25 protein-coding genes and 3 pseudogenes are annotated in these 23,407 nt (G+C 72.3%); 11 read left to right on the top strand and 17 right to left on the bottom strand.

The features are described from left to right. Positions 1-3: 3 nt before the first annotated feature. The 7 genes from L1857_RS22890 to L1857_RS22860 all read right to left on the bottom strand — a co-directional run bounded on the left by L1857_RS22890 (position 4) and on the right by L1857_RS22860 (position 6,346). Positions 4-1,281, bottom strand: a complete 1,278-nt coding sequence (locus L1857_RS22890; protein WP_249466267.1) for a glycosyltransferase 87 family protein — start codon at positions 1,279-1,281, stop codon at positions 4-6. Positions 1,282-1,604: 323 nt separating this feature from the next. Beyond that, on the bottom strand, positions 1,605-2,507 hold the full coding sequence (locus L1857_RS22885; protein ID WP_249466257.1) for a GlxA family transcriptional regulator: 903 nt from the start codon (positions 2,505-2,507) through the stop codon (positions 1,605-1,607). Positions 2,508-2,514: 7 nt separating this feature from the next. After that, positions 2,515-3,108, bottom strand: a complete 594-nt coding sequence (locus L1857_RS22880) for a cysteine hydrolase family protein (protein ID WP_116112444.1) — start codon at positions 3,106-3,108, stop codon at positions 2,515-2,517. A gap of 69 nt (positions 3,109-3,177) precedes the next feature. Further along, positions 3,178-3,363, bottom strand: a complete 186-nt coding sequence (locus L1857_RS22875) for a hypothetical protein (protein ID WP_094007653.1) — start codon at positions 3,361-3,363, stop codon at positions 3,178-3,180. 53 nt (positions 3,364-3,416) lie between these two features. After that, entirely contained in the window at positions 3,417-4,208 is a 792-nt protein-coding gene (locus L1857_RS22870; protein WP_116112442.1) for an acyl-CoA thioesterase domain-containing protein, read from the bottom strand. Between the two features lie 27 nt (positions 4,209-4,235). Further along, positions 4,236-4,856, bottom strand: a complete 621-nt coding sequence (locus L1857_RS22865; RefSeq protein WP_116112439.1) for an SMI1/KNR4 family protein — start codon at positions 4,854-4,856, stop codon at positions 4,236-4,238. Beyond that, positions 4,853-6,346 carry a WXG100-like domain-containing protein gene (locus L1857_RS22860; protein WP_488153997.1) on the bottom strand — a complete coding sequence of 498 codons (1,494 nt, stop codon included), beginning with the start codon at positions 6,344-6,346 and terminating at the stop codon, positions 4,853-4,855. The genes L1857_RS22865 and L1857_RS22860 overlap by 4 nt, the downstream gene beginning before the upstream one ends. Positions 6,347-6,552: 206 nt before the next feature. Between L1857_RS22860 and L1857_RS22855 the strand changes: the two genes are divergently transcribed. Further along, a complete protein-coding gene (locus L1857_RS22855; protein ID WP_094007649.1) occupies positions 6,553-7,119 on the top strand; it encodes a hypothetical protein in 567 nt (188 codons plus the stop codon). A gap of 91 nt (positions 7,120-7,210) precedes the next feature. Further along, a complete protein-coding gene (locus L1857_RS22850) occupies positions 7,211-7,657 on the top strand; it encodes a DoxX family protein (RefSeq protein WP_249466250.1) in 447 nt (148 codons plus the stop codon). Between the two features lies 1 nt (position 7,658). Here L1857_RS22850 and L1857_RS22845 read toward each other — a convergent pair whose 3' ends face one another. Both L1857_RS22845 and L1857_RS22840 read right to left on the bottom strand, forming a co-directional pair. Beyond that, entirely contained in the window at positions 7,659-7,949 is a 291-nt protein-coding gene (locus L1857_RS22845; protein WP_240323323.1) for a DMT family protein, read from the bottom strand. Positions 7,950-8,023: 74 nt separating this feature from the next. Continuing rightward, positions 8,024-8,527: pseudogene (locus tag L1857_RS22840) on the bottom strand (DMT family transporter); the annotation flags it as partial. A gap of 143 nt (positions 8,528-8,670) precedes the next feature. Here L1857_RS22840 and L1857_RS22835 point away from each other — a divergent pair. Genes L1857_RS22835 through L1857_RS22825 form a run of 3 tightly spaced genes read left to right on the top strand, consistent with a single transcriptional unit; the run spans position 8,671 to position 10,875 of the window. Then, a complete protein-coding gene (locus L1857_RS22835) occupies positions 8,671-9,294 on the top strand; it encodes a dihydrofolate reductase family protein (RefSeq protein ID WP_116112432.1) in 624 nt (207 codons plus the stop codon). A gap of 31 nt (positions 9,295-9,325) precedes the next feature. Beyond that, positions 9,326-9,655 (top strand): YciI family protein, encoded by a 330-nt coding sequence (locus L1857_RS22830; RefSeq protein ID WP_116112430.1) that lies wholly within the window; start codon positions 9,326-9,328, stop codon positions 9,653-9,655. Further along, a complete protein-coding gene (locus tag L1857_RS22825; RefSeq protein ID WP_094007644.1) occupies positions 9,652-10,875 on the top strand; it encodes an RNA polymerase sigma factor in 1,224 nt (407 codons plus the stop codon). The genes L1857_RS22830 and L1857_RS22825 overlap by 4 nt, the downstream gene beginning before the upstream one ends. 68 nt (positions 10,876-10,943) lie before the next feature. Here L1857_RS22825 and L1857_RS22820 read toward each other — a convergent pair whose 3' ends face one another. From L1857_RS22820 to L1857_RS22810, 3 genes are read right to left on the bottom strand one after another with little or no spacing between them, the layout of a single operon-like run. Beyond that, entirely contained in the window at positions 10,944-11,930 is a 987-nt protein-coding gene (locus L1857_RS22820) for a PHP domain-containing protein (protein ID WP_249466242.1), read from the bottom strand. Between the two features lie 40 nt (positions 11,931-11,970). Then, positions 11,971-12,480, bottom strand: a complete 510-nt coding sequence (locus L1857_RS22815; protein ID WP_116112424.1) for a DinB family protein — start codon at positions 12,478-12,480, stop codon at positions 11,971-11,973. Between the two features lie 15 nt (positions 12,481-12,495). After that, the gene (locus L1857_RS22810) at positions 12,496-13,908 is read right to left on the bottom strand and encodes an AAA-type ATPase lid domain-containing protein (protein ID WP_116112422.1); all 1,413 of its coding nucleotides are present in this window, start codon (positions 13,906-13,908) and stop codon (positions 12,496-12,498) included. 174 nt (positions 13,909-14,082) lie between these two features. On the opposite strand from L1857_RS22810, the gene L1857_RS22805 reads away from it, so the two are divergent. The 5 genes from L1857_RS22805 (at position 14,083) to L1857_RS22785 (ending at position 17,797) form a co-directional block, all read left to right on the top strand. Continuing rightward, on the top strand, positions 14,083-15,096 hold the full coding sequence (locus L1857_RS22805; RefSeq protein WP_116112420.1) for an amidohydrolase family protein: 1,014 nt from the start codon (positions 14,083-14,085) through the stop codon (positions 15,094-15,096). Further along, a complete protein-coding gene (locus L1857_RS22800; protein WP_249466236.1) occupies positions 15,096-15,803 on the top strand; it encodes an iron-sulfur cluster assembly protein in 708 nt (235 codons plus the stop codon). The genes L1857_RS22805 and L1857_RS22800 overlap by 1 nt, the downstream gene beginning before the upstream one ends. Continuing rightward, entirely contained in the window at positions 15,800-16,825 is a 1,026-nt protein-coding gene (locus tag L1857_RS22795; RefSeq protein ID WP_116112416.1) for an NAD(P)-dependent alcohol dehydrogenase, read from the top strand. Before L1857_RS22800 ends, L1857_RS22795 begins: the two co-directional genes overlap by 4 nt. 57 nt (positions 16,826-16,882) lie before the next feature. Continuing rightward, a complete protein-coding gene (locus tag L1857_RS22790; RefSeq protein ID WP_198958331.1) occupies positions 16,883-17,296 on the top strand; it encodes a DUF5709 domain-containing protein in 414 nt (137 codons plus the stop codon). A gap of 144 nt (positions 17,297-17,440) precedes the next feature. Then, a complete protein-coding gene (locus L1857_RS22785; RefSeq protein ID WP_162831165.1) occupies positions 17,441-17,797 on the top strand; it encodes a YybH family protein in 357 nt (118 codons plus the stop codon). 43 nt (positions 17,798-17,840) lie between these two features. Here L1857_RS22785 and L1857_RS22780 read toward each other — a convergent pair. After that, positions 17,841-18,607: pseudogene (locus L1857_RS22780) on the bottom strand (ABC transporter permease). Positions 18,608-18,624: 17 nt separating this feature from the next. Further along, the gene (gene wzt / locus L1857_RS22775; protein WP_116112411.1) at positions 18,625-19,392 is read right to left on the bottom strand and encodes a galactan export ABC transporter ATP-binding subunit Wzt/RfbE; all 768 of its coding nucleotides are present in this window, start codon (positions 19,390-19,392) and stop codon (positions 18,625-18,627) included. A gap of 102 nt (positions 19,393-19,494) precedes the next feature. On the opposite strand from wzt, the gene L1857_RS22770 reads away from it, so the two are divergent. Continuing rightward, a complete protein-coding gene (locus L1857_RS22770; RefSeq protein WP_116112408.1) occupies positions 19,495-20,133 on the top strand; it encodes a TetR/AcrR family transcriptional regulator in 639 nt (212 codons plus the stop codon). Positions 20,134-20,181: 48 nt separating this feature from the next. On the opposite strand, the pseudogene L1857_RS22765 reads toward L1857_RS22770, so the two are convergent. The 3 genes and pseudogenes from L1857_RS22765 to L1857_RS22755 form a co-directional block, all read right to left on the bottom strand. Continuing rightward, positions 20,182-20,738 (bottom strand): annotated as a pseudogene (locus L1857_RS22765) (HD domain-containing protein). Between the two features lie 784 nt (positions 20,739-21,522). After that, entirely contained in the window at positions 21,523-21,642 is a 120-nt protein-coding gene (locus tag L1857_RS22760) for a DUF5753 domain-containing protein (protein ID WP_240323322.1), read from the bottom strand. Between the two features lie 202 nt (positions 21,643-21,844). Continuing rightward, positions 21,845-23,281 carry an MFS transporter gene (locus L1857_RS22755; protein ID WP_116112405.1) on the bottom strand — a complete coding sequence of 479 codons (1,437 nt, stop codon included), beginning with the start codon at positions 23,279-23,281 and terminating at the stop codon, positions 21,845-21,847. Between the last annotated feature and the right edge of the window lie 126 nt (positions 23,282-23,407).

Below are 23,407 nucleotides of genomic sequence, written 5' to 3'. Positions count from 1 at the left end.
GTCTCACCTCACCGTGTCGATCACGTCCTCGGTCTCCCCGGACGCTACCGGGCGGGCGGTGCCGCTACCAGGGCCGCCGGTGTCGCCAGATCGGGACGGGCGAAACCGGCGGCCGAGTTGTTCAACGATCCGCGGGGATGGCGAATTCCCGGCCACGATCACCAGGGCGGCCACCGAGACCAGCACGTAGGAGGACCCGAGCAGGTGCTGCCACCAGGTCCAGTGCATCTCCAGGTCGTGGGTCTGCGGCAGCCACGAGTGCGGCCCGACGGCGAAGACGAGCAGCACCGGGCTCCAGCGCGGGGCGCGGACCAGCACCACCACCGCGGCGGGCAGCACCCAGACCCAGTGGTGCGACCAGCTCACCGGCGAGGCGAGCAACCCGCCGGCGGCGATGGCGAGCAGGGCGGTGACGTCGTCGCGGGCCCGGCGGGCGGCGACCGCGGCCAGGGCCATGACCGCGGCCGCGAGCACGGCCCAGAGCAGGGTGTTCTCCGGGAACAGCCGGACCAGGATCGCCTGGACGTTCTGGTTGAACGCGTAGGCGAGGCCGCCGATGCGCCCCGGGTCGAACAGGGTGTGCAGCCAGTACTGCGCGGAGTCGGCCGGCGCCAGCAGCAGGGCGGCGAGCCCGCAGGCGGCGAACGAGGCGACCGCGGCGGCGGCGGCGCGGTATTGGCGGCGGAGGAGGAACAGCAGCACGAAGACGGCCGGGGTGAGCTTGATCGCCGCGGCCACGCCGACCAGCAGGCCGCGGGGCCAGCGGGTGCGGGGGAGCAGGCAGTCCGCGGTGACCAGGGCCATCAGGATCAGGTTGATCTGGCCGAACCCGATGGTCTGCCGGGCGGGCTCGAACAGCGCCCACAGGGCGGCGACGCTCATGCCGAGGGCGTTCGCCGCGGCGCGGTTGGCGAGGACGCGGCGGGCGGTGAGCGTGGTGGTGAGCGCGAGGGCGGCCGCGGAGGCGAGGCTGACCGCGAACTTCGCCACGTGCCAGGGCAGGAGCTCGACGGGCGCGAACAGGATCGCGGCGAACGGGGGATAGGTGAAGGGCAGCGGCATGCCCGGCACCATGGCCGCGAAGGCCGGCGTGTACAGCCCGGCGCCGGTCCGCCAGGCGAGGCCGCCGGTGCGGTAGACGTGCAGGTCGAGAAACCCCTGGAAGAGCAGCACCCAGCCGACGACGGTGAGGAGGAGCAGCGCGGCCGCGCCGCGGGTGATCCACCGCAGGCGCGTGCCGGTGAGCCGCGGGTGGTCGTGGGCGTGCAGGTGAGCGACCATCGTGTCCCCCCGTCCCGGCGCGGCCCCCTGCCGCGTCCCCCAAGATCGTCATCTTGGCACCGGCACGCGCGGGCGCGGCGGCAGGTCCCCCGGTCCGGTGACGGGCGCCGGGGTGGCGAGGGCCGGCGGCGGCGCCTGATGGGTGTTGGGTGAGGCGGGTGGGTGCCCGGTGGGCGCCGGGCGGCGAGGGCGGGTCGCGGTGTGTCCCGCCGGGCGGGGCGGTGAGGCGGGGTGGCTGCCCGGTGAGCGCCGGGCGGCGCGGGCGGGTGGCGGTGTGTTCCACGAGGCGGCGTGGCCGCCCGGTCAGCGCGGGCGGCCCCCGGTCAGCCGCGTGCCCGGAGCCGGCGCAGCATGCGGGCGTCCTCGAAACCCACCGCCCGCGCCGCGGCCTCCACCGTCGCTCCGTGGCCGATCAGGTGCTCGGCCCGCTCCAGGCGCAGCATCTGCTGGTACCGCAACGGCGTCAGCCCCGTCGCGCGGGTGAACAGCCGCGTCACCGTGCGCTCGCTGCATCCGGCCGCGCCCGCCAGGTCGGCCAGCTTCAGCGCCTCCGCGAACCGCGCGTCGATCAGGTCCTGGAGGCGGTGCACGGTGTCGTTGACGTGCGCCCGGTGCCGCAGCATCGCGCTGGCCTGCTGCTCGTCACCGTTCCGCCGCGCGTACACCACCATCGACCGCGCCACCCGCGCCGCCACCGCCGGGCCGTGCCGCGCCGCGACCAGGTGCAGCGCCAGGTCGATCCCGCTCGCGATGCCCGCCGACGTCACCACCCGCTCGTCGACGACGTACAGCACGTCCCGCACCACCGTCGCCGCCGGGTAGCGCGCCGCCAGCGCATCCTGCAGCTCGTGGTGCGTCGTGCAGCGGCGGCCGTCCAGCAGCCCCGCCCGGCCCAGCGCCTCGGCCCCGGAACACACGCTCGCCACCGTGCCGCCCCGCTCGTGGTGCGCCCGCAACCACGCCAGCCCGGCGGCACTCAGCGGAGCCGCCGTCAGCCGCGGCGACCGCCACCCGGGCACGACCACCAGATCGCCCGGCGACAGCTCCGGCCAGTCCCGCTCCGCCGTCAGCGGCACACCCTGCGCGCTCTCGACCGTGCCCCGCTCGCCCAGGTACGCCAGTTCGTAGTCCAGCCCCAGATCGCGCGCCGTCGAGAACACCTGCGCGGGTCCGGCGAGGTCGAGCAGGTGCAGGCGGGGGAGGAGCACGAAGGCCACACGGGTCACGATCCGGTCAGCCTACGCCCGCCCCGGTCAGCTCGGCGACGCGCCGGATCGTGGCGAAGCGGCCGGCCAGCGCGTACTCGGTGCGGGCGATGATCTCGTCCGTGCCCAGCGTGCGCGGATCGGCGAGGATCTCCTCCGGCGTCAGCCCGGCGGGGGCGTCCCGGTGCGGGATCGGATCGGTGGTGGTCGCGTCGGTCACGAAGGTGACGTCGTAGCCGAGGTCGGACGCCAGCCGCGCGGTCGTCTCGCAGCACTGCTCGGTGCGGATGCCGCAGACGGTCAGCCGCCGGATCCCGCGCGAGACCAGGATCTGCTGCAGGTTCGTGGTGGTGAAGGCGTTGTGCGCGGTCTTGGTCAGCACCGGCTCACCCTCGGCCGGGGTCAGGCCGTCCATCAGCCGGACGTGCCCCAGCGCCGGGTCGAACACGGTGCCGCTGCCGGGTTCGCTGTGCAGGACCCAGCACACCAGCCCGCCCCGGGCGCGCGTGTGCTCGGCGAGCAGGGCCGCCCGCTCCGCCACCTCCGGGTTGGCGGTGAGCCGCCAGATCGGCCGCTGCCGGAACGACTCCTGGACGTCGATGACGACGAGTGCTTCGCTCATGCCGACGAGTCTGGCGGCCCGAGCACCCGCCGGGCAGGCTCGATCAGGCCCGGAAGCGGGCCGATCCGGTCACGAGCCGTTGCCCGTCTCCTCCTCCTCGGTGCTCACCGGGCGGGTGCGGGACGTGCCGCCGAAACCGGGCGCGAGGTCGGCCGGGTTGGGGGTGTCGTTGTCGGCGTTCGGCCCGCCCTGCGGCGGATCGGATTCCGGGATGCCCGGCGCCGACTCCGGCTGGTGGTTCGGGTTGCCGTTCATGGCTGCCTCCTCCGGGGTCGGATTCCCGGCCGGAAGCCGCTCAAACCGGACAGTCAGCCCCGGCGGCCCGGGTTCGCGATCGCCGTGGTGAGGCAGAACCCGATCGGCCCCGCGGTGTCGTGCAGGGTGCAGTGCCCGACGGCGATCCCGTCCTCGCTGAGGTGTCCCGACGACTCCAGCCCGATCGCGTCCGACAGCGGCAGCCGGCTCAGCGACAACGTGTAGTCGGCGTTGATGAAGTCCAGGCTGCCGGCGCTCGCGTGCGCCAGCGGGCTCGCGGTGTCGGCCGCCAGCGCGGCACGTACGAACGGCGACAGCGCTTCCCCGGCCACCAGCTCCCGCGACTCGCGCAGCCACGCGCGCCGCCGCCCGGCGCCGCGGCCGCCGCGCAGCGGCTGGTTGTGCTCGTCGAACCGCCAGATCGCCCAGCCCTGTTCGCGCGGCTCCCACAGCTCCTCGGGCGGTGGCGCGTCCCACGAGGGCGTGGCCGGGACCGGCGCGGCCGGCTGGTCACCGCCGCGGAGCAGCACGGCCGTCGCACGGGCGACGAGCCCGTTCGCGCCGTGCACCAGGGCGTCGGCGACCCGGATGCGGCGCCCGTCCCGCACGAGCGCGGTCTCGACGCGCACCGGGGCGAGCGGCGTGTTCCGGAACAGGTCGACGGTCAGCCGGGTGAAGTGCAGGCCCGGCGCGGCCTGGTCGCGTTCCAGCGCCCGCGCGGCCAGCCCGCCGAGCAGGCGGCCGTGGATCATCTCCGGATTCCACCAGCTGCGCGCCACCGGATCCGGGACCAGCTCGTCGCCGTCGGCGGTGAAGAACGCCTGCTGCTGCTCGGTCTGCGCCACCGGGTGATCTTAGAGCGCGGTCGGTGGTCAGGTGACGGTGAACGAAACCGGGGTGCCGTCGGGCAGGTCGTGGATCTGCTGGGCGACCGGTCCCCGGATCCGCAGGGCGGTCACCGCGTCGCGGACCACGAGGTTGTCGAGCCGGTACTCGCCGCCCAGCACGAACGGGGTCACGGGCAGCAGGCGTTCGTCGTGGCCGAGCGCGCCGTGGGTGTCCTGCCACAGCCTGGCGAACGCCGCCGCGCCGCGGGTGCCGGGCTTCTCCTGCAGCCAGCCGGCCCAGCTGTCCAGACCGGTGCCGAGCGCGGTGCGTTCACCGGTCTCCGGGTCGAACGCGACGACGCGCCGGTCGTCCTCGATGGCGAACTGGACCCCGAAGAGGTCCTGCGCGAAGCACAGCAGGCCGTCGGCGAGGCCGCCATAGGTGTCCTTCCAGGTGTCCACGGCGTTCCACGCGGCCAGTTCCGGCCCGAGTCCGCGCGGGCCCGCGTGGAAGACCTGCACGCCGTAGTCGAACAGCGCGAACCCGTTGAGCCGCGACAGCAGCCCGGCGAGTTCGCGCGACACGCCGCCCCCGAGTTCCACCTCCACCGGTGATCCGAGCGGACCCTTCGCGCGCTCCAGCAGACGTGTCAGTGCCGTGTTCATCGGAACGTCCTCAATACGAACTTGTCGCCGTCGTCGGCGCGGCCGAGACCCCAGAAGTCGCCCAGCATGCCGCGCCCGTCGAGCTGGCGTTGAATGGACCCGTCCCGTCCGTTGAGCTGGTGGCCCATCGCCGAACCCGCCCCCCGGTTGTCGGCGAAGGGCACGTACTTCACGCTCTTGTCGCCGGTGGTGTCCGCGACGGCGGGCGGGTACTCGTCCTTGTCGAACCCCTCTTTCGACGGGATACCGCCGATCGCGGCCGCCCGGCGGGCTTCGCTGCCTTCGCGCTGGACCGTCAGCACCGGGTCGGGGCGGGGAACGTTCCGCTGCTGGTCACCACGCCAGAAGGTGCCACCCTGTGCTTCGTCGATGTGCTGCGCGGATTCCGGGTACCGCTCGTGCGAAACGTAGACGGTCCGGGGACGGTCGAGGCCGTCGACGGCCTGCGCGAGATCGTAGTAGGCGTTGCGTATCCGGGCGCCTTCCACCAGGGTCTCCTCCGCGAGGACGTCCCCCACCTCGTCCGCCGTGCGGGTCACCGCTTTCCCGGCCTCGTCGAATCCGGCCCAGTCGAGCGCGGCGCCGACGGCCGAGCCGGCCCCGTCGATGATGTCGTCGCTCGTTTCGCCGAGGAAGCTGCCGACGTTGACGTTCGAGTCACCGCCGGTGCGAAGCAGGTTGCCCGCCAGTTCCGCGACGGCGCTGGGTTCCTCGGGCTGCTCCTCGGCCGCCGCGACCCCGTTCCAGATCTCGCGGATGCCGGCCGCCCCGGCGGCGTGCCGTTGCCGGGTTTCCGCCACGGTCGCGGCCACGGTTTCGCCTTCGGCGACCTCTCGCTCGCCGTCCGGCAGCAACGCGCGAGCGAGGTGCCAGTCGGTCTCACCGTTTTGCAGGGACTGCTCGTCGCCTTTCCTGACCTCGGTGACCTGCTCCGCGCTCGAACGCGCCGCATCCGACACGGACCTCGCCAGCCGAGCCGTCTCCCGGTTGCCCTCCGCCAGTTCGGCCGCCCGGTGCCCGGCGTCCTGGCCGGCCTGGTCCCGCCACTCGTTCCCGGCGTTGGCCCGGGCCTGTTCGCCCTGGTCGGTCGCGGTCGTGACCGACTCGCCGAGCCGCCCCGTCTCGTCCGCCACCCTCCCCATCTCGTCGGGCGGGCCGACGGGGGGTTCCTCCCGGTGGACCGCGTTCCGGAACTCGTTCGGTGCGCCCTCGCCGCCTTGTTCCGGCGTTGATGCCTCGGCGTCACCACCGTCTTCGCCAGGGCGGTCGGTCCCGGCGGTGGGCTGGGCCCCGTCGCCGCGGGTGGCCGGTTCACCAGATGTGTCCTCGGCCGGCCGGGCCGGCTCCTGCCCGGTCGGTTCCGGCTGCGCCCCGCCTCCCTCCGCGGGCGCCTTCCCGGAGCCGTTCTCCGGGGCCGCCTCGGCTGCGGGCTCGGATTGCCCGGCAGGCGCCGAATTCCCGGCGGGTGGGGCTCCCGGTGGCTCGGCCATCACGCTCTCCTTCGCGCCTCACACGAATCGCATGGAGAGACCACTGTGGGGACAGAAGGCGGTCACCCGCGGCGCCTTGTCCCGTTCCGGCCACGCGCCCACCTCACTCGCGCCGGTGATCCAGGTCGCGAATAGGTCACTTCGGCCACGCGCGGGCGGCTCGTCTGTTTGGATCACGCCGGTTCGACAACGATCGGAAGGTTCCCATGACGTACCCGCCCCAGCCGGGCCAGTACCCGGCCGCGCCGCCGCCCTACCCGGGCGAGCAGTACTCCGTCCAGCAGCCGCCCAGCGGGGGCACCGCGATCACCGCCGGGGTGCTCGCCGTCCTCGGCGCCCTGTGGGGCGTCTTCAGCGGCATCCTCAACCTCGGCGTCGTCGACGAGGTGGTCGACGACCTGAAGTGGATCGTGGTCCTGCAGGGCACGGTCTACCTCGTCGAGTTCGCCACGCTCCTGCCCGGCGCCATCCTGCTGTTCCTGCGCAAGCCGGCGGGCCGCTGGCTCGTCGCCCTCGGCAGCGCGCTGCACATCCTGCAGGGCGTCATCGCGCTGATCGTGCTGGCCTCGGACGACCGGTTCAACCGCAACCTCGACACCGCGGCCGGCATCGGCGGCGGGGTCGGCGGGCTGCTGGTCGTGCTGTCCCCGGCGATCGCCACCCTGGTGCTGGTGCTCGTGCCGCTCACCGCCCGCTGGTGCGCGTGGGGCAAGCGCCCGCCGCAGCAGCCGGGCCCGTACCAGGGTCCGCCGCCGCAGCAGCAGCAGTGGTGACGGCTCCGGAAAAATAGTCCGCGAGGGTTGTCGATCCGGCCCGGGTTCCTCCGACGTGTTCATGACAGCAACTTCGGAGGAAGGATCGACCATGGCTCGCGTTCCGGTTTCCCAGGCCCAGCTCACCCTCGTCGTCCTGGGCGTCGTCCGCATCGTGGTCGGACTGTTGTTCGCCCTCCACGGCCTGCAGGGGTTCGGCGCGTTCGGCGGCATCGACGGCCAGGGCGGCGGCGTGGCGTTCGGGGCGTGGCCGGGCTGGTGGGCCGGCGTCATCGAGCTGGCCGGCGGGGTCCTGGTGCTGCTCGGGCTCGGCACGCGGGCCGCGGCGCTGCTCTGCTCCGGTGCGATGGCCTACGCCTACTTCACCGTGCACCAGCCGCTGGCCCTGCTGCCGCTGCAGAACGCGGGCGAGATCGCCGTCCTGTACAGCTGGGTGTTCCTGCTGATCGCGGTCACCGGCCCGGGCCGGTTCGCGCTGAGCGGCGTGCTGCGGCGGCGGGCGGCCGAGCGGGTGGCACGCGTCCCCGCCGGCGTGTGACTCAGGCGGGCTGCCGGGCCGGGTCCTCGTCGCGCAACAGCGGCGACCCGGCCAGCAGCACGGTGCACCCGGCCAGCGCCCCGGCGGCGACCAGTTCCAGCGCGATCCACGGCCCGCCGCGGACGTGCTCCCCGAACACCAGCAGACCCCAGCCCAGCGCGACCAGCGGGTTGGCCAGGACGAGCCCGGGCTGGGCGGCGACGAGCCGCCCGGCCCCCAGTGCCGTCTGCAGCAGAAAGAACCCGGCGGGCCCGGCGACGAGCATCGCGTAGGTCTGCCACGCCTGGAACAACCCGGGACGCCGTTCGCGGTGAGCGCGGCCGTCACCCCGGCCATGAGCACCGCGGTGAACCCGAACCACAGCCCCGCCGCGGCACCGAAGAAGGCCGCGCTGTGCGTGGTGTCGTCCCGCCGCCCGGCCGCGAAGAGCAGCGCCACGCAGGCGACCGTCACCGCACAGCCGAGCAGCCACTCCAGCGCCGAGACGCCGCGCGCGTCCCCACCGCCGGGGGCGAGCGCGAACAGCAGCAGCCCGACCGCGGCGGCCATCCCGACGGCGGCGATCCAGTCCCGGGCGCGCAGGCGCGTGCGGAAGGCCAGCCCGGACAGGACCAGCGTGACCGCCAGCTCGGACACCATGATCGGCTGGATGAGGACGATCGGCCCGGTCGCGAGCGCCGCCGCCTGCAACACGAGCCCGCAGAGCATGACGACCACCCCGGCGCCCCACACCGGGGTCTTGACCAGCCCCTTGAGCGCGCCGACGTCCAGGTCGCTGCCCTGCGGCTGTTTCCGCGCCCCGGCACGCTGCAGCACGGCCCCGGCCGCGTTCGCGAAGGCGGCGGCCACCGCCAGGAGCACGGTCAGCATCTCCTCACGGTGACACGGGTGTGCGAGGAGCGCACGGCGCCGGAAAAGTTTTCCGGGCGAGGGTGTCCGATCCGGGTGGTGGCGTTCGTAGCAGGGGTGAGGCCGCCCACGCGGGGCGGCGCCGAGGCAGAGGAACCGTGAACATGAAGCTGACGACCATGACCCAGCTCACCGTCGACGGGGTGATGCAGGGCAACGGCGGCGCATCGGAGGAGGACCGCAGGAACGGGTTCACGCGCGGCGGATGGGCCATGGGGAAGGGCGACGACGACACCCAGACACTCATCAAGGACACCTACGAGCGTGCCGACGCGTTCCTGTTCGGCCGGCGCACCTACGAGCTGTTCGCCGGCTCGTGGGGGGCCGCGGCGGCTCAGGACGTGCCGGGCTGGGAGCCCGTCTGGCGGGCGCTGAACACGCGGCCCAAGTACGTGGCCTCCACCACGCTCACCGCTCCGGCGTGGCCGGGCACCACCGTGCTGCCCGGCGACCTCGCGGCCGCCATCGCCGATCTGAAGGCCAAGCCGGGGGGTGAGCTGCAGGTGCACGGCAGCGGCGCGCTGATCCGGTGGCTGCTGGCGAACGAGCTGGTCGACGAGATGACCCTGATCGTCATCCCGGTGATCGTCGGCCAGGGCGCGCGGTTGTTCCCGGAGACCGGCCCGGACATCGCGCTCGACCTGGCCGAGTCGCGCACCGACGCGAAGGGCGTGACGATCCAGGTCTACCGGCCGGCCGGGCGCCCGAAGTACGCACCGGTCAGCTGAACTTCCCGACACCACAGGAGATGATCCCCGGATGCAGTACCTGTTTTCCGTGATCCACGACCAGGCCGGCCTCGCCACCCCGGAGGAGGACGCCGCGATCGACGGGTTCAACGACCGGCTCCGGGCCGAGGACCACTGGGTCTTCGCCGCCGGCCTGGCCGCGCCCGGCACGGCCACCGTCGTCGACAACCGGGGCGCGGAGCTGATGGTCACCGACGGGCCCTTCGTGGAGTCCAAGGAGTACCTCGCCGGCTTCTGGATCATCGAGGCTCCCGACCTCGACGTGGCGCTCCGGCTCGCGGCCGAGGGGTCGAAGGCGTGCAACCGGAAGGTCGAGGTGCGGCCGATCCTGGACGCATGAGCGACGTCCGCGAGGCGGTCACCCGGGCCCACCGCGAGGAGTGGGCCCGGGTGGTCGCCGCACTGACCCGGCGGTTCGGCGACCTCGACATCGCCGAGGAGGCGGCCGCCGAGGCGTTCGCGACCGCCGTCGAGCGGTGGCCCGCCGACGGCGTGCCACCCAGCCCCGGCGCCTGGCTGACCACCACCGCCACCCGCAAGGCCATCGACCGCATCCGGCGCGAGACCAAGCGCGACGACAAGCACCGGGAGGCACGGATGGTGTGGGACGAGCCGGCTTCGCCCGCGGGCGTCATCGACGACGACCGGCTCCGGCTGATCTTCACCTGCTGCCACCCGGCGCTGGCGGTGGAGAGCCGGGTGGCGCTGACGTTGCGGATGGTCGGTGGCCTGACCGTGCCGGAGATCGCCCGCGCCTTCCTGGCGACCGAAGACGCGATGGGGCGGCGGATCACCCGCGCGAAGGCCAAGATCAAAGCGGCGCGCATCCCTTATCGCGTGCCGTCTGCGGAGGATCTCCCGGCGCGGGTCTCCGGTGTGCTCGCGGTGCTGTTCCTGGTGTTCAACGAGGGCTACCTGGCGACCGGCCCCGGCGCCGATCCGGTGCGGGGCGACCTGACGGCCGAGGCGATCCGGCTGACCCGCCTGGTCCGGGCGCTGCTGCCCGGTGACGGTGAGGTGGCGGGGCTGCTGGCGCTGATGCTGCTCATCGAGGCCCGCCGCCCCGCCCGGGTGTCCGCGAGTGGGGAGCTGGTCGCGCTGGACGAGCAGGACCGGGGCGCGTGGGACTCGGCGCTGATCGCCGAGGGCCACCGGCTGGTGCGGGAGCGCCTGGCGGCGGGGGTGGCGCCGGGGCGCTACCAGATCCTCGCCGCGATCAACGCGGTGCACACCTCCGCCCGCCACATGCGCGACACCGACTGGTCGCAGATTCTCGCCCTGTACGACCAGCTCGTGCGCCTCGACCCGTCACCGGTCATCGCCCTCAACCGGGCCATCGCGGTCGCCGAGCTCGACGGCCCGGAGGTGGCACTGGCGGCGGTCGACGAGCTGGCGGCGAAGCTGTCCGGTTACCACGCCTTCCACGCGACACGGGCCGACCTGCTGCGCCGGCTGGGCCGCGGCGAGGAATCCCGCGCCGCGTACGACCGGGCGATCGAGCTGGCGGGCAACACCGCGGAGACCGCGTACCTGACCCGCCGCCGCGACCAGCTGCGATAGCGGCCAGGGGCACGTCCCGGCACCGCGCCTTCGCGGGCTGGTGCCGTGCCCGGAAGGGGTGGCCGGGCTCAGCCGCCCAGCTGGGCGGCTCCCAGGGTGTTCAGCACGCGCTCCGGGCCGATGCCCGCCGCCTCCGCCCGCACCGTCCCGTTGCCGAGCCAGTCCAGCTGCCCGGGGGCGTGCGCGTCGGTGTCGATGGCGAACACGCAGCCGATCTCGGCGGCCATCGCCAGCAGGTCGTCGGGTGGGTCCATGCGTTCCGGGCGGCAGTTGATCTCCACCGCGGTCCCGCTCTCCCGGCACGCCGTGAACACCCGCTCGGCGTCGAACTGCGACTGCGGGCGTCCGCGGCCCATCACCATCCGGCCCGTGCAGTGCCCCAGGACGTCCACCAGCGGGTTCCGCACCGCCGCCAGCATCCGCTCGGTCATCGGCTCCGACGGCATCCGCAGCTTCGAGTGCACACTCGCCACCACCACGTCCAGCCGCGCCAGCAGGTCGTCCCGCTGGTCCAGCGACCCGTCCTCGAGGATGTCCACCTCGATGCCGGTCAGGATCCGGAACGGCGCCAGCTTCTCGTTCAGCTCCGCCACCACGTCGAGCTGCCGCAGCAGGCGCTCGGCCGACAACCCGTTCGCCACCGTCAGCCGCGGCGAGTGGTCCGTCAGCGCGATCCACTCGTGCCCCAGCGCCCGCGCCGCCTCGGCCATCTCCTCGATCGGGCTCCCGCCGTCGGACCAGTCGGAATGCGTGTGGCAGTCGCCCTTCAGCGCGCCCCGCAATCCCGACCGGTCCGGCTCCGGCGCCTCCGCGAGCAGTTTCGCCAGGTAGCCGGGCTGCTCACCGGCGCACGCCTGCTCGACGACCTGTGCCGTCGCCGGCCCGATGCCCGGCAGCGCCTGCAGCGTCCCGAGCCGGACCCGCTCGGCCAGCTCGTCGGACGGCAACTCCGCCACCACGGCCGCCGCCCGCCGGAACGCCCGCACCCGGTAGGTCGGCGCGCCGGCGCGCTCCAGCTCGAACGCGATCTGCCGCAACGCCTGTGCCGGGTCCACGACACCACACCTACCGCGCCGCGGCGGACTTCGCACGCCGTCAGGCGCCGGTGACCCCGTCCAGGCCCTCGCGCAGGAAGTCGGCGTGCCCGTTGTGCCGGGCGTACTCGTGGATCATGTGCAGCATCACCGCCCGCAGCGACACGTCGGTACCCCAGCGCGGCGAGTGTACGGTGAAGTCCAGCGACTCGGCCTCCCGCTCGATGCGCCGGGCGTGCTCGACCTCGGCCTGCCACGCCGCGAACGCCTCCGCCCGCGTCGACTCCCGCGCGTCGTAGGCCACCTGGAAATCACCGGAGTCCGACCACACCAGCGGCAGGTCCGTCTCCCTGTTCAGCGTCCGCCGGAACCACGCGCGCTCGACCTCGGCCATGTGCCGCACCAGCCCGAGCAGCGACAAGGCCGACGGCGGCATCGACTGCTCGCGCAGGTCCTCATCGGACAGACCGTCGCACTTCCAGGCCAGCGTGGCGCGGTGGTACTCGAGGTTGGCGCGCAGCAGCTCGCGCTCACCGCCGACGGTGGGAGGCTCGGGACGTTCGGTGGGCATGACGCGCAAGCTTACCTACCGCCGCGGCACCTTGATCCCGTACTGCGCGATCTTGCGGTACACCGTCGCGCGGCTCATCCCGAGCATCGACGCCACCTGCGCGGCCGTCGTGCCCGGTCTGGTCAGGCAGCGCACGATCTCGTCGCGCTCCACGGCCTCCATCCGGGTCAGCCGGCGGCCGGGGCTGGTGAACACCTCGGGCGGCAGGTGCCGGACGTCGACCACATCGGCCCGCGCCACCGCCTCCCGCACGACCTGCCGCAGCTGCCGCACGTTGCCCGGCCACGAGTAAGCCGTGAGCGCGCGCGACGCGGCCGGGGTGAAGGTGACCGGGCGGCCGCGGCTCTCCCGCGCGAAGTGCCCGGCCAGCGGGAGGACGTCGTCCGGCCGGTACCGCAGCGCCGGCACCTCGACGACCGTGTCGACCAGCGCCCGCAGCACGTCCGGCACCCCCGCGTGGTCCTCGGCCGTGAGCACGAACGCCCCGCGCGCCGCCGCGAACAACCCGGCCAGCTCCTCGGCGGCGTAGGCGGGCAGCGCGTCGGCGCCGGAGGTGATCACGCACGTGTCGGCCTTGCCGACCTCGGGCGTCCACAGCGCGAGCCACGACGCCGCGTCCTGCGGCGCGGGCGGACGGGCGTTGAGGATGCGTTCCCGCGGCCGCACCGACCGGCGGGCCAGCGACGCCAGCGCCGCCTTCCCGCTGCCGGGCTCCCCGGTCACGCACACCACGCGCCCGTGCTCCATCGCCGCGCGAGCCTCGGCCAGCGCGTCGGTCCAGGCGGCGGACAGGTTCGCCGTGACCGCGGGCAGCCGGTCGGCGTAGACGTGGAACACCTCGCCGCGCGGGCCCGGCGGCGCGAGGTGCCCGTGCGACCGCGCGAGCATCAGCGCGGCCGTGTTGCCCGCCGCGGCCTGCGCCAGCGCGAGCAGCAGTTCCTTCGACGACTTCGACCAGGTGGTCAGGTTGACGCTGCCGAGCAGCCGGTTCGTCCCCGGTTCCAGCACCGGCGCGGCCGCGCACGTGTAGCCCCACAGCCCGGTGCAGTAGTGCTCCTCGGCGGACACCAGCGACGGGGCGCGGTCGGCCAGCGCGAGCCCGAGCCCGTTGGTGCCGGCGTCACGCTCCGCGTAGGAAAACCCCGGCGCCAGGTGGACGCGGTCCAGCGAACGGATGATGGTGGAGTCCTTGCACAGCCGGCTGAGCACCAGGCCCTCACTGTCGGTCAGCATCAGGCTCACCGGTTCGTTGGCCAGCGTCGAGTGCAGCCCGGTCAGCACCTCCTGGCCGCACTCGAAGAACAGCGAATCGTGGTCCACTGTGCCGGAAAACGCCGGCCGCACCGTCTCCGGCGACACCCCGTACTGCCTGCTGCGCTGCCAGGACGCGGCCAGCCGGGGCGGCAGGACCGCCCGCTGATCCACCATGGCGACCTCCCGTCCGCATCGTTGCGTCTTCCGGGGAGGCTACCCCGCCGTGCGCCGCGAACAGGTCGTCCGGCTGTCTCATATTGAGACGCCACACGGGCCCGCCGCGCCGCGCGGCTACCTACCGTCACCGGTGAACGTGCCACGGTCGCCACGCCGGAAGGACCCGAACTGATGTACACCAAGGACGGCGAACGCTACTTCATCGTCGACGCCCACATCGCGCTGTGGGACGCGCGCCCGGACAACCAGCGCAACATCCACGGCAAGCAGTTCATCGACTGCTTCTACGACTACCACCGCAACCTCAGCCCGGAGTCCGAGGTGTGGCCGTACGAGGACTACCTCTACCAGGGCGGCGCGCGTCTGATGACCGACCTGTTCGACGACGGCTACGTCGACCACGCCATCTTCCAGCCCGCGCACCTGGGCGCCTTCTACCACCGCGGCTTCGGCCAGACCGAGGAGGCGTTCGCGCTCGCGCAGGCCCACCCGGACAAGCTCACCTACAACCACTTCTGGGACCCGCGCTTCGAACAGGCCGGGCTGGACCAGCTGCGCCGCGACGCGGAACGCTTCGGCCTCAAGGGCGTCAAGCTCTACACCGCGGAATGGCAGGGCGACTCGCGCGGGTACAAACTGGACGATCCGTGGTCCTACCGGTACCTGGAAGCCGCCCAGGAACTGGGGATCCGCAACATCCACATCCACAAGGGACCGACGATCCGGCCGCTGGACCGGGACGCCTTCGACGTCGCCGACATCGACAAGGTCGCCACCGACTTCCCGGACCTGAACTTCGTCGTCGAGCACTGCGGCCTGCCGCGGCTGGAGGACTTCTGCTGGATCGCCACGCAGGAGCCCAACGTCCATGCCGGACTCGCCGTCGCGATCCCGTTCATCCACACCCGGCCGCGGTACTTCGCGCAGATCATCGGCGAGCTGCTGTACTGGCTGGACGAGAACCGCATCCAGTTCTCCAGCGACTACGCGCTCTGGACCCCGCGCTGGCTCGTCGAACGGTTCGTCGACTTCCAGATCCCCGAGGACATGACCGAGTACGCGCCGCTGACCACCGCGCAGAAGAAGAAGATCCTCGGGCTCAACGCCGCCGCGATGTACGACATCCCGGTGCCCGCCGAGCTGCAGCTCCCGCGCGAGGAGCCGCAGGCCGTGGCGGTGGCGTGATGATCACCGAAGCCCAGGCCCGGGCCGCGCTGCACACCGTCCTCGACCCCGAGCTGGACGAGCCCATCACCGACCTCGGATTCGTGCGGTCCCTGGAGGTTTCCGGCACCGCCGTGACCGTGCACCTGCGGCTGCCGACCTCGTTCTGCTCGCCGAACTTCGCCTACCTCATGGCCTCCGACGCCAAAGACGCGCTGTCGGCACTGCCCGGCGCGCGCGAGGTCGCGGTGTTCCTCGACGACCACCACGACTCGGACCTGATCAACCGCGGGCTGGCCGCCGACGCGGGCTACCGCGGCACGTTCCGGCACGAGGCCGAGGAGAGCCTGGAGGAGCTGCGCGCGACCTTCCGCCGCAAGGCGCACACCGCGGCGATGGAACGCGTGCTCACCGCGATGCTGCGGGCCGGTCTGCCCGAGGACGAGCTGCACGACGTCGTCCTCGGCGACCTGCCGCCGGGTGCGGCAACGGACGCGTTGCTGCGCCGCCGGGAGGCGCTCGGCCTGAGCACCGAGCCGTCGGCGTTCGTGCTCGTCGACGACGACGGCAACCGCTACCCGCGCGAGGAAGTGCCGCTGCGGCTGCGGCTCGCGCGGTCGGTGCGCATCTCGATCGAGGGCAATTCCCATTTCTGCCGCGGCCTGCTCCGGACGCGTTACCCGGAGTCGGCGGCGGACCAGTCACCCGTGAAGGAGAAGGTGTCGTGAAGGCAGTGCAGGTCGTGGGCTACCACGAGAACCTCCGCATGACCGAGGTGCCCGAGCCGGAGGTCACCGGGCCCTGGGACGTCGTCGTGAAGATCGGCGGCGCCGGGGTGTGCCGGACCGACATCCACATCCTGGAAGGGCAGTGGGCGGAGAAGTCCGGGGTGACCCTGCCGTACACGATCGGTCACGAGAACGCGGGATGGGTGCACGCCGTCGGCAGCGCCGTCACCAACGTGGCCGAGGGCGACAAGGTGATCGTGCACCCGCTGATCACGTGCGGGCTGTGCGCCGCGTGCCGTTCCGGGAACGACGTGCACTGCGCGGCGAGCGCTTTTCCGGGCATCGACACGCACGGCGGGTACGCGGAGTACCTGAAGACCTCGGCGCGCAGCGTGGTGCGCATCGACGATTCGCTGGAACCGGCCGACGTGGCCGCGCTCGCCGACGCCGGGCTCACCGCCTACCACGCGGCGGCGAAGGCGGCCCGGCGGCTGCGGCCCGGTGACCGGTGCGTGGTGATCGGGGCGGGCGGGCTCGGGCACATCGGCATCCAGGTGCTCAAGGCGCTGACCGCGGCCGAGCTGATCGTCGTCGACCGCAACCCGGACGCGGTGAAGCTGGCCGTGTCGATCGGCGCCGACCACGGGGTGGTCGCCGAGGGGCGGCAGGTCGAGGAGGTGCTGGACCTGACCGGCGGCGCCGGGGCCGAGGTGGTGCTGGACTTCGTCGGCGAGGGCGGCGCGACCCGCGACGGGGTCGGGATGCTGCGCCGCGCCGGGGACTACCACGTGGTCGGGTACGGCGAGAACATCGACGTGCCCACGATCGACATCATCTCCACGGAGATCAACTTCATCGGCAACCTGGTGGGTTCCTACACCGACCTGTGCGAGCTGATGGTGCTCGCCGCGCAGGGCAGGGTGCGGCTGCACACCACGAAGTACCCGCTGGAGCGGTTCCAGGACGCGCTCGACGACCTCGGCGCGGGCCGCATCCGCGGACGCGCGATCCTCACGCCCTGACGCGCGGCTCCCGTTCGTGCGATGCTGGGGAGGGGCTCGCACGAACGGGAGCGCGCCATGGACCGCGACGAGATCGACTTCGCCGGGCAGCTGGATGCCTTGGACACGCTGGACACCAGGGGCCCGGCCGACCCGCTGGACGAGGGCTACTCGCCGGCGGAACGGCCGTGGGCCGCGCAGGGCTGGGGCACGACGCCACGCGAGGAGGCGACGGGGGAGAGCCTGGACGCCCGCCTGGCGCGCGAGGTGGGCGAGCTCGGCCCGGACGAGGGCGACGGCTTGGGCGACACCCTCGACACCGACGGCGAGCTGCGGGACGACGAGGTCGGCGACGCGAGGACCGGCCGCCTGATCGCCCTGGCCGACGGAGAGACCGAGGTGGACCTCTACGCACGCGACATCGGCGTCGACGGAGCCGCCGCGTCAGCCGAAGAGGCAGCGATGCACACGATCCCCGCGGAGGACCTCTGAGCGGCGGTTCACACGGCGCTTGACGCGGTCCCGGGCGTTTCGGCGGCGACACGCATCCCGGCTTGGAGAGGAGCTGTAGCCGTCCCCCTGTCCGGCGCCGAAACGAGGTTGCCGGTGATCAAGACGACCGGGAAGACTGCGGGGATGAACGCTCGAGCCCATGCCGACGCCTGGCTGGCCGCGTGGAAAGCGCGCGACCTCGATGCCATCATGGCCTGCTACGCCGACGACGTGGACTTCGTCGCCTCCACCGTGACCCGCCGGTGGGGCAGGCCCGACGGCCGGCTGCGCGGCAAGCCCGAACTGCGCAGGCACTTCGAACTCGGCCTGGAGCTCGCCCCCGAGCTGACCTTCACCGAAGAGGCACTGCTGACCAGCCCGGGCGGCTACGCACTGCTCTACCACCGCGAGAACGGCAACCGGGTACTCGACGTGGTCGAGCTGGACCAGCACGGCCACGCAGCCCGGGTACGCGCGTTCTACGAACATCTGCAGCAGTAAACGCAAGCAGGCACTCGCCTGGAACAGCTGCTCCGGTTCGTTCTCACACCCAGTAGGAGACGCGGGACCGGTAGTTGCGCATGGCGACGAGCGCGAGCAGCCAGCCCACGATCGTGATGCCACCCACGGCGACCCAGCTCCACGGGCTGACGGCCTGCCCGATCAGCGGCGCGCGCAGGATCTGGACGAAGTGGTAGATGGGGTTGAGGTGGATGATCGGCTCGGCCCAGCTGACGCCCTCGCGCTGGCCGCTCTTGAGCTGGTCGATCGGCCACACGATCGGGGTCAGGTAGAACAGCAGCTGGATCAGCGAGTTGATCACCTGCGGGATGTCCCGGTAGCGGGTGGAGATGATGCCCAGCAGCAGCGTGACCCAGACGCCGTTGAACGCCAGCAGGAAGAACGCCGGGATCGCGGTGAGCGTGTACCAGCCCAGACCGGGGTGGCAGATCCCCGTACCGTCCTGCCCTCGGCGAGGCAGCTGCTCATGAAGTTCCACACCACCAAACCGGTGGTGATGTAGGGCAGGAACGTGCCGATGTGCATCCCGAACAGCTGCGAGTACAGCAGGCCGAGGCCGAGCGCGATGACGCCCTGGCTGATGGTGATCCAGAACGGCCCGATCACCGACCGGCGGTAGCGCTGCTTGATGTCCTGCCAGCCGAGGTGGCTCCACAGCTCGCGCTGGCGGAGGCCTTCCTTGATGTCGCCGAACGCGCGCCCGAACGTGCGGCTGTCCGACAACGGCGGAAGCGGTGCTGGGTCTGACACGAGGTCGGTGGGATCGTCGATGACGGCGGAGGCTTTCATGGTCTTGCTCAGGCTCCTTACGCGACTCGTTCGGGAAGCACGTGTGGCTCGTGTCCTTTGTAGGCGGAGAGCACCTCGCGCACCGGGCCGCGCATGCGGATCCGGCCTTCGTCCATCCAGATCGCCGTCGTGCACAGTTCCAGCAGGACCTCGTCGGAGTGCGAGGCGAACATCAGCAGGCCCGAGCGGTTGACCAGGTCGACCATGCGCCGCCGGGCCTTGGCGATGAAGGCCGCGTCGACCGCGCCCAGGCCTTCGTCGAGGATCAGGATCTCCGGGTCGATCGTGGTGACCACGCCGAGGGCCAGGCGGACGCGCATGCCGGCGGAGTAGGTCCGCAGTGGCATGTGGAGGTAGTCGCCGAGTTCGGTGAACTCGGCGATGTCGTCGGCGCGTTGCTGCATCTGCCGGCGGGACATGCCGAGGAACAGGCCGCGGATCAGGATGTTCTCGTACCCGGAGACTTCCGGGTCCATGCCGACGCCCAGGTCGAACACGGGCGCGACCATGCCCTCGACCCGGGCGGTGCCGCGGGTGGGCTCGTAGATGCCCGACAGCAGGCGCAGCAGGGTCGATTTGCCCGCTCCGTTGTGCCCGACCAGGGCGACCCGGTCGCCCTCGGTCAGGGACAGCGTGATGTCGCGCAACGCCTCGAGGACCGGCACTCTCGCTGAGGTGCCGATGGCGCCGCCGACCTTGCCGAGGACCTTCTTCTTCAACGAGCGCGTCTTGGCGTCGAAGACCGGGAAGTCGACGTAGGCGCCGCGCACCTCGATGTTGACCACGCTCGGAACTCACTCCTGCCGCTGGACATTATGCGAACGTAAACTACCATTATCGTCTGCCCTGTCGCCAGACCCCCCGTGGCGAGCGGTACCGTCCAGGTCGTGAGCGCTCAGCACGCCGAGCACGGCTTCCGTCCCCCGCAGCAGGCCCGCAGCCGGGAATCGCTGCAGAAGGTGCTGGCCGCCGCGGAGCACGTCCTGAGCACGGGCGGTATCGAGGAGTTCACGGTCGCCGCGGTGGCCGAGCGCGCGGGCCTGTCGGTGGGGGCGATCTACCGCCGGTTCACCGGCAAGGAGCAGCTGCTCAAGGCCGTGCAGGACCATCTGCTCGAACAACTGGAAACCGGCGTCGCCGAAGCGCTCGCCGCGGCGCCCGGTGGACTCCGCGGCGCCATCGGTTCGTTCACCCACGCCATGGCGCACACCTTCTCCGGCTACACGCGTGCCTTCCCGGAGCTCCTCAACGGCCAGCCGGCGGACGGCGCCCAGCGCGGCTCGCAAGCGCTCGACACGATCCAGCGGGCGCTCCTGGAATCCGCTGAGGCCCACCTGGGCGAGGTCGCGCGGCCCGGCCCGCGGGAGGCCCTCCGGTTCGCGGCGCGCAGCATCATCGGCTCGTGTGTCCACCGGGCCGCGACGTTCCCCGCCTGGCAGGACGGCCTGTCCTGGCCGGCCTGGGCAGACGCGACGACCGAGATGGCCATGGCCTATCTGACGTCCGGGCCCGTGGGCCATCCGTAACGCGTTTCGACCGCGGTGCCCCCTGGCTCGCCACGTCCGATGCAGCGGTCAGCGGTCACGCCAGGCGAGCGGTGAGAGCGAGACGGCGACCTCGGCGACCGTTGCGCGGTGGTGGTCGACAGGCCTTTCAGGGCGCTGTCGATCCAGCCCTGGACGCGCTGGACGCCGATGTCGCGGTATTCGACGGCTTGGAGGAGCATCTCGAGCTTGTCCGCGTCGCGGGCGCAGCGGGCTTCGATGGTCTCGGCTGTTTCGTACTCGTCGACGGCGTCGCGGACGGAGGTGCGGGCCGCGTCGGGCAGGTGGGCGGTTTGGTCGGCGGTGATCTGCCTGGGGTCGGGTTTGGCGAGGTAGGGCTTGACGGTGTGGGGCAGATCCCCGGTGCGGGTTTCCTGGCTGTCGTGCCACAGGGCGAGGTACGCGGCGCGGGCGGGGTCGGCGCCTTCTTCGGCGGCGAGGAGCCCGGCGAGCTGGGCGACGCGCAGGGAGTGTTCGGCGACGGATTCGGGGTCGCGGACGCCGGCGTGCCACCAGCCCGAGCGCCGGATCCGCTTGAGGACGCCCAGTTCGTAGCCGAAGCCGGCGATGGCGCTGGGGTCGGACACGCAGGGGCTCCTATCGGTCGGCGATGCGGAGGGCGTGGTGCGGGCCGGCGAACTGGTCCCGCTCGGCGCGGGTGAGTTCGTCGGTGGACAAGCCCACTTCGACGGCCTCGGCGAGCGCTGGGGCCAGTCGGTCAGCAGTGACGGCCGTGAGGCTATCAACGTGACCAAGGTGTGCGGATTCAGCGGCAGGTGCGGCGAAGACGGCGCCACACGTCGGGTGAGGTGCTCAAGCAGGTGCACCCCACCTCACGACCGCAGGTCGGCGTGGAGCATGAAGGCGTCGTCGACCTCGCGCAGTTCGCCGATCCAGTAGGCCCAGTAGTTCAGGTTCGCCACGTCCGGGACCGAGCCCATCGGCATCGCGGCGGTGAAGTCCCGTGCGTACCGCGCTGGCAGTGGAGATCTGGGGCGGTTAGTGTCAGCGGGGGTGGCCGCGCGCGCCGAGTTCGGTGATCAGCCGTGCCTCGACCGGTGGGCTCCGGCGGAAGCTGTGCGCCGAGCTGGGAGTAGGAGGCTGCCGATGCTGCACAGTCCCTACACCTGGTTCAGCGGGTGCCGGGAGCGCCCGTGCACACCGTGGTCACCGGACAGGACAGGCGGGGTGCCCGGTCGCCTCACCGGCTGGTTCCCCACCGCGAAAGGGGACTGGCTCGGTGTCGTCGACCAGCTTGTCCCCGGCCTACGCCCTACGCCGTCGCGACGGCTCACCGCGGGAGGCCTCGCGGCGACGGGGTTCTCAACTCGTGCAGAACGTCTTCGAGATGTCGGCGCGTCTCCTGGGGGCTCAGAGTACCTCCATCAGCCGCTCAACTTGCTTCGCCATGACGTTCACGCCGCCGACTCGTGAGGTGAGCGCCGACAGGCCGAGGAAGACTTCGCACTGTGATGCGGCGAGGGTGATCATCGACGCACCCTTCGGCACGCGACTCAGCTCCTACGGGACGAGGGACTCGTCGTCACGGTGCCCTCGAAGGGGTCGCGAACGTGATCACGCGAGAGAGGTCTTGCTGCAGTTGCCCTGACGCACGGCCGTCGGGCGGGCCGGCGAGTGCTCACCGGTCCGCCCGACGGGGGGTCGCATTGGTGTGGAGAACAGCAGGCGGGTTTCAGAGGCTGCTCACCTCCGGAGTGTCGGCCGGCGCGGGCGTGTCCTTGCGGGCGGTGCGGATGGTGGCCAGGCCGAGGAATCCGCCGACGATTGCGAGGGCGGCGGCGCCGAGGAAGGCGGCGGAGAAGCCGTCGGTGAGGGCGACCGCGTTGCCGAGTTCGCCGGCGCCGAAGGAGAGGCCGACCGCGGTCATCGCCGCCAGGCCGAGGGCCGAGCCGATCTGGTATGAGGTGTTGACGATGCCGGACGCGAGGCCACCTTCCTCCGGCTTCGCGCTCGAGATCGCCATGCCCAGGGACGGGATGAACGCCAGAGCCTGGCCCAGAGCGGCGACCAGCGACGCGGGCAGGACGTCGACCACGAACGACCCCGTCGGCCGGACGAAGGACAGCCACACCAGGCCGGCGGCCAGCGCCCACAGACCGGCGACGATCAGGCTCTTGGTGCCGAACCGGGCGATCAGGCGCGGCGCGACGCCGACCATCAGGATCACGATGAGCAGGGTCATCGGGAGCAGCGCCGCGCCGCTGGCGAAGGCGCCGTAGCCGAGGACCTGCTGCAGGTACAGGTTGAGGAAGTACCACATCGGGATCCACGCGGCGCCGAGCAGGAGTTGCGCCAGGTTCGCGGCGCCGAGGCCAGGTGTGCGGAAGATGCCGAGCCGGACCAGCGGAACCCGCCGGGACCGCTGGATGACCAGGAAGATCGCCAGCAGTGCGATGCCACCGGCCAGGGCGCCGAGCGTGGCCGCCGATCCCCAGCCCTGCTCCGGCGCCCGCACGATCGCGAACACGGCCAGCGCGAGACCGGCGGTGACGGCCGCGGCGCCCGCGACGTCCACGGCTCCGCGCCGGGACGGGGTGGCCGGCATGAGGGCGGGCGTGGCCACGATCGCGATCAGCGAGATCGGGACGTAGAGCCAGAAGATCCACGGCCAGGACAGCCACTCGGTGATCACGCCGCCGAGGAAGACACCCGCGGTGCCACCGGCCGGCGCCGCCGTCCCGTAGAGGGCGAGTGCCTTGGTCAGCTCCTTCGGGCGCCCGCCGAACAGCACCATCAGCAGCGTCAGGGCCGACGGTGCGATCAGCGCGGCTCCGGCGCCCTGGAGCACCCGGCCGGTCAGTTCGACCCCGGCGGTGCCGGCAAGCGCGGCCACCACTGAGCCGCCGAGGGTGATGACCCAGCCCGCGGCGAACATCCGGCGCGCGCCGAGCAGGTCGGACAGCCGGCCGCCGAGCAGCAGCAGCCCGCCGAAGGCGACGACGTAGGCGTTGAACACCCAGGACAGGCCGTCCGGGAAGAAGCCGAGGTCGGCCTGCATCTTCGGCAGCGCGACCCCGATGATCGAGGTGTCCATGATGACCATGAACTGGGCGAGTGCGATGAACCCGAGCGCCCACCAGCGCCGGGAACTCGGTTGCGAGGCGGTCATTGCCTTCTCTCCTATACCTCTAGGGGGTATCTGGTGGAGCGAAGGTATCCCCGGATCCCCGCGTCGCGCAAGTACCCCCGGGGGTAATAGTGTGATCTGGATCGACCGGGTGGATCCGGTGGCGTC

The sequence above is a fragment of the Amycolatopsis thermalba genome (genome assembly GCF_023376025.1).
GTDB lineage: Bacteria > Actinomycetota > Actinomycetes > Mycobacteriales > Pseudonocardiaceae > Amycolatopsis_E > Amycolatopsis_E thermalba.
The sequence above is the reverse complement of the archived record's forward strand: the minus strand, read 5'-3'. Positions and strand labels throughout refer to the sequence as shown.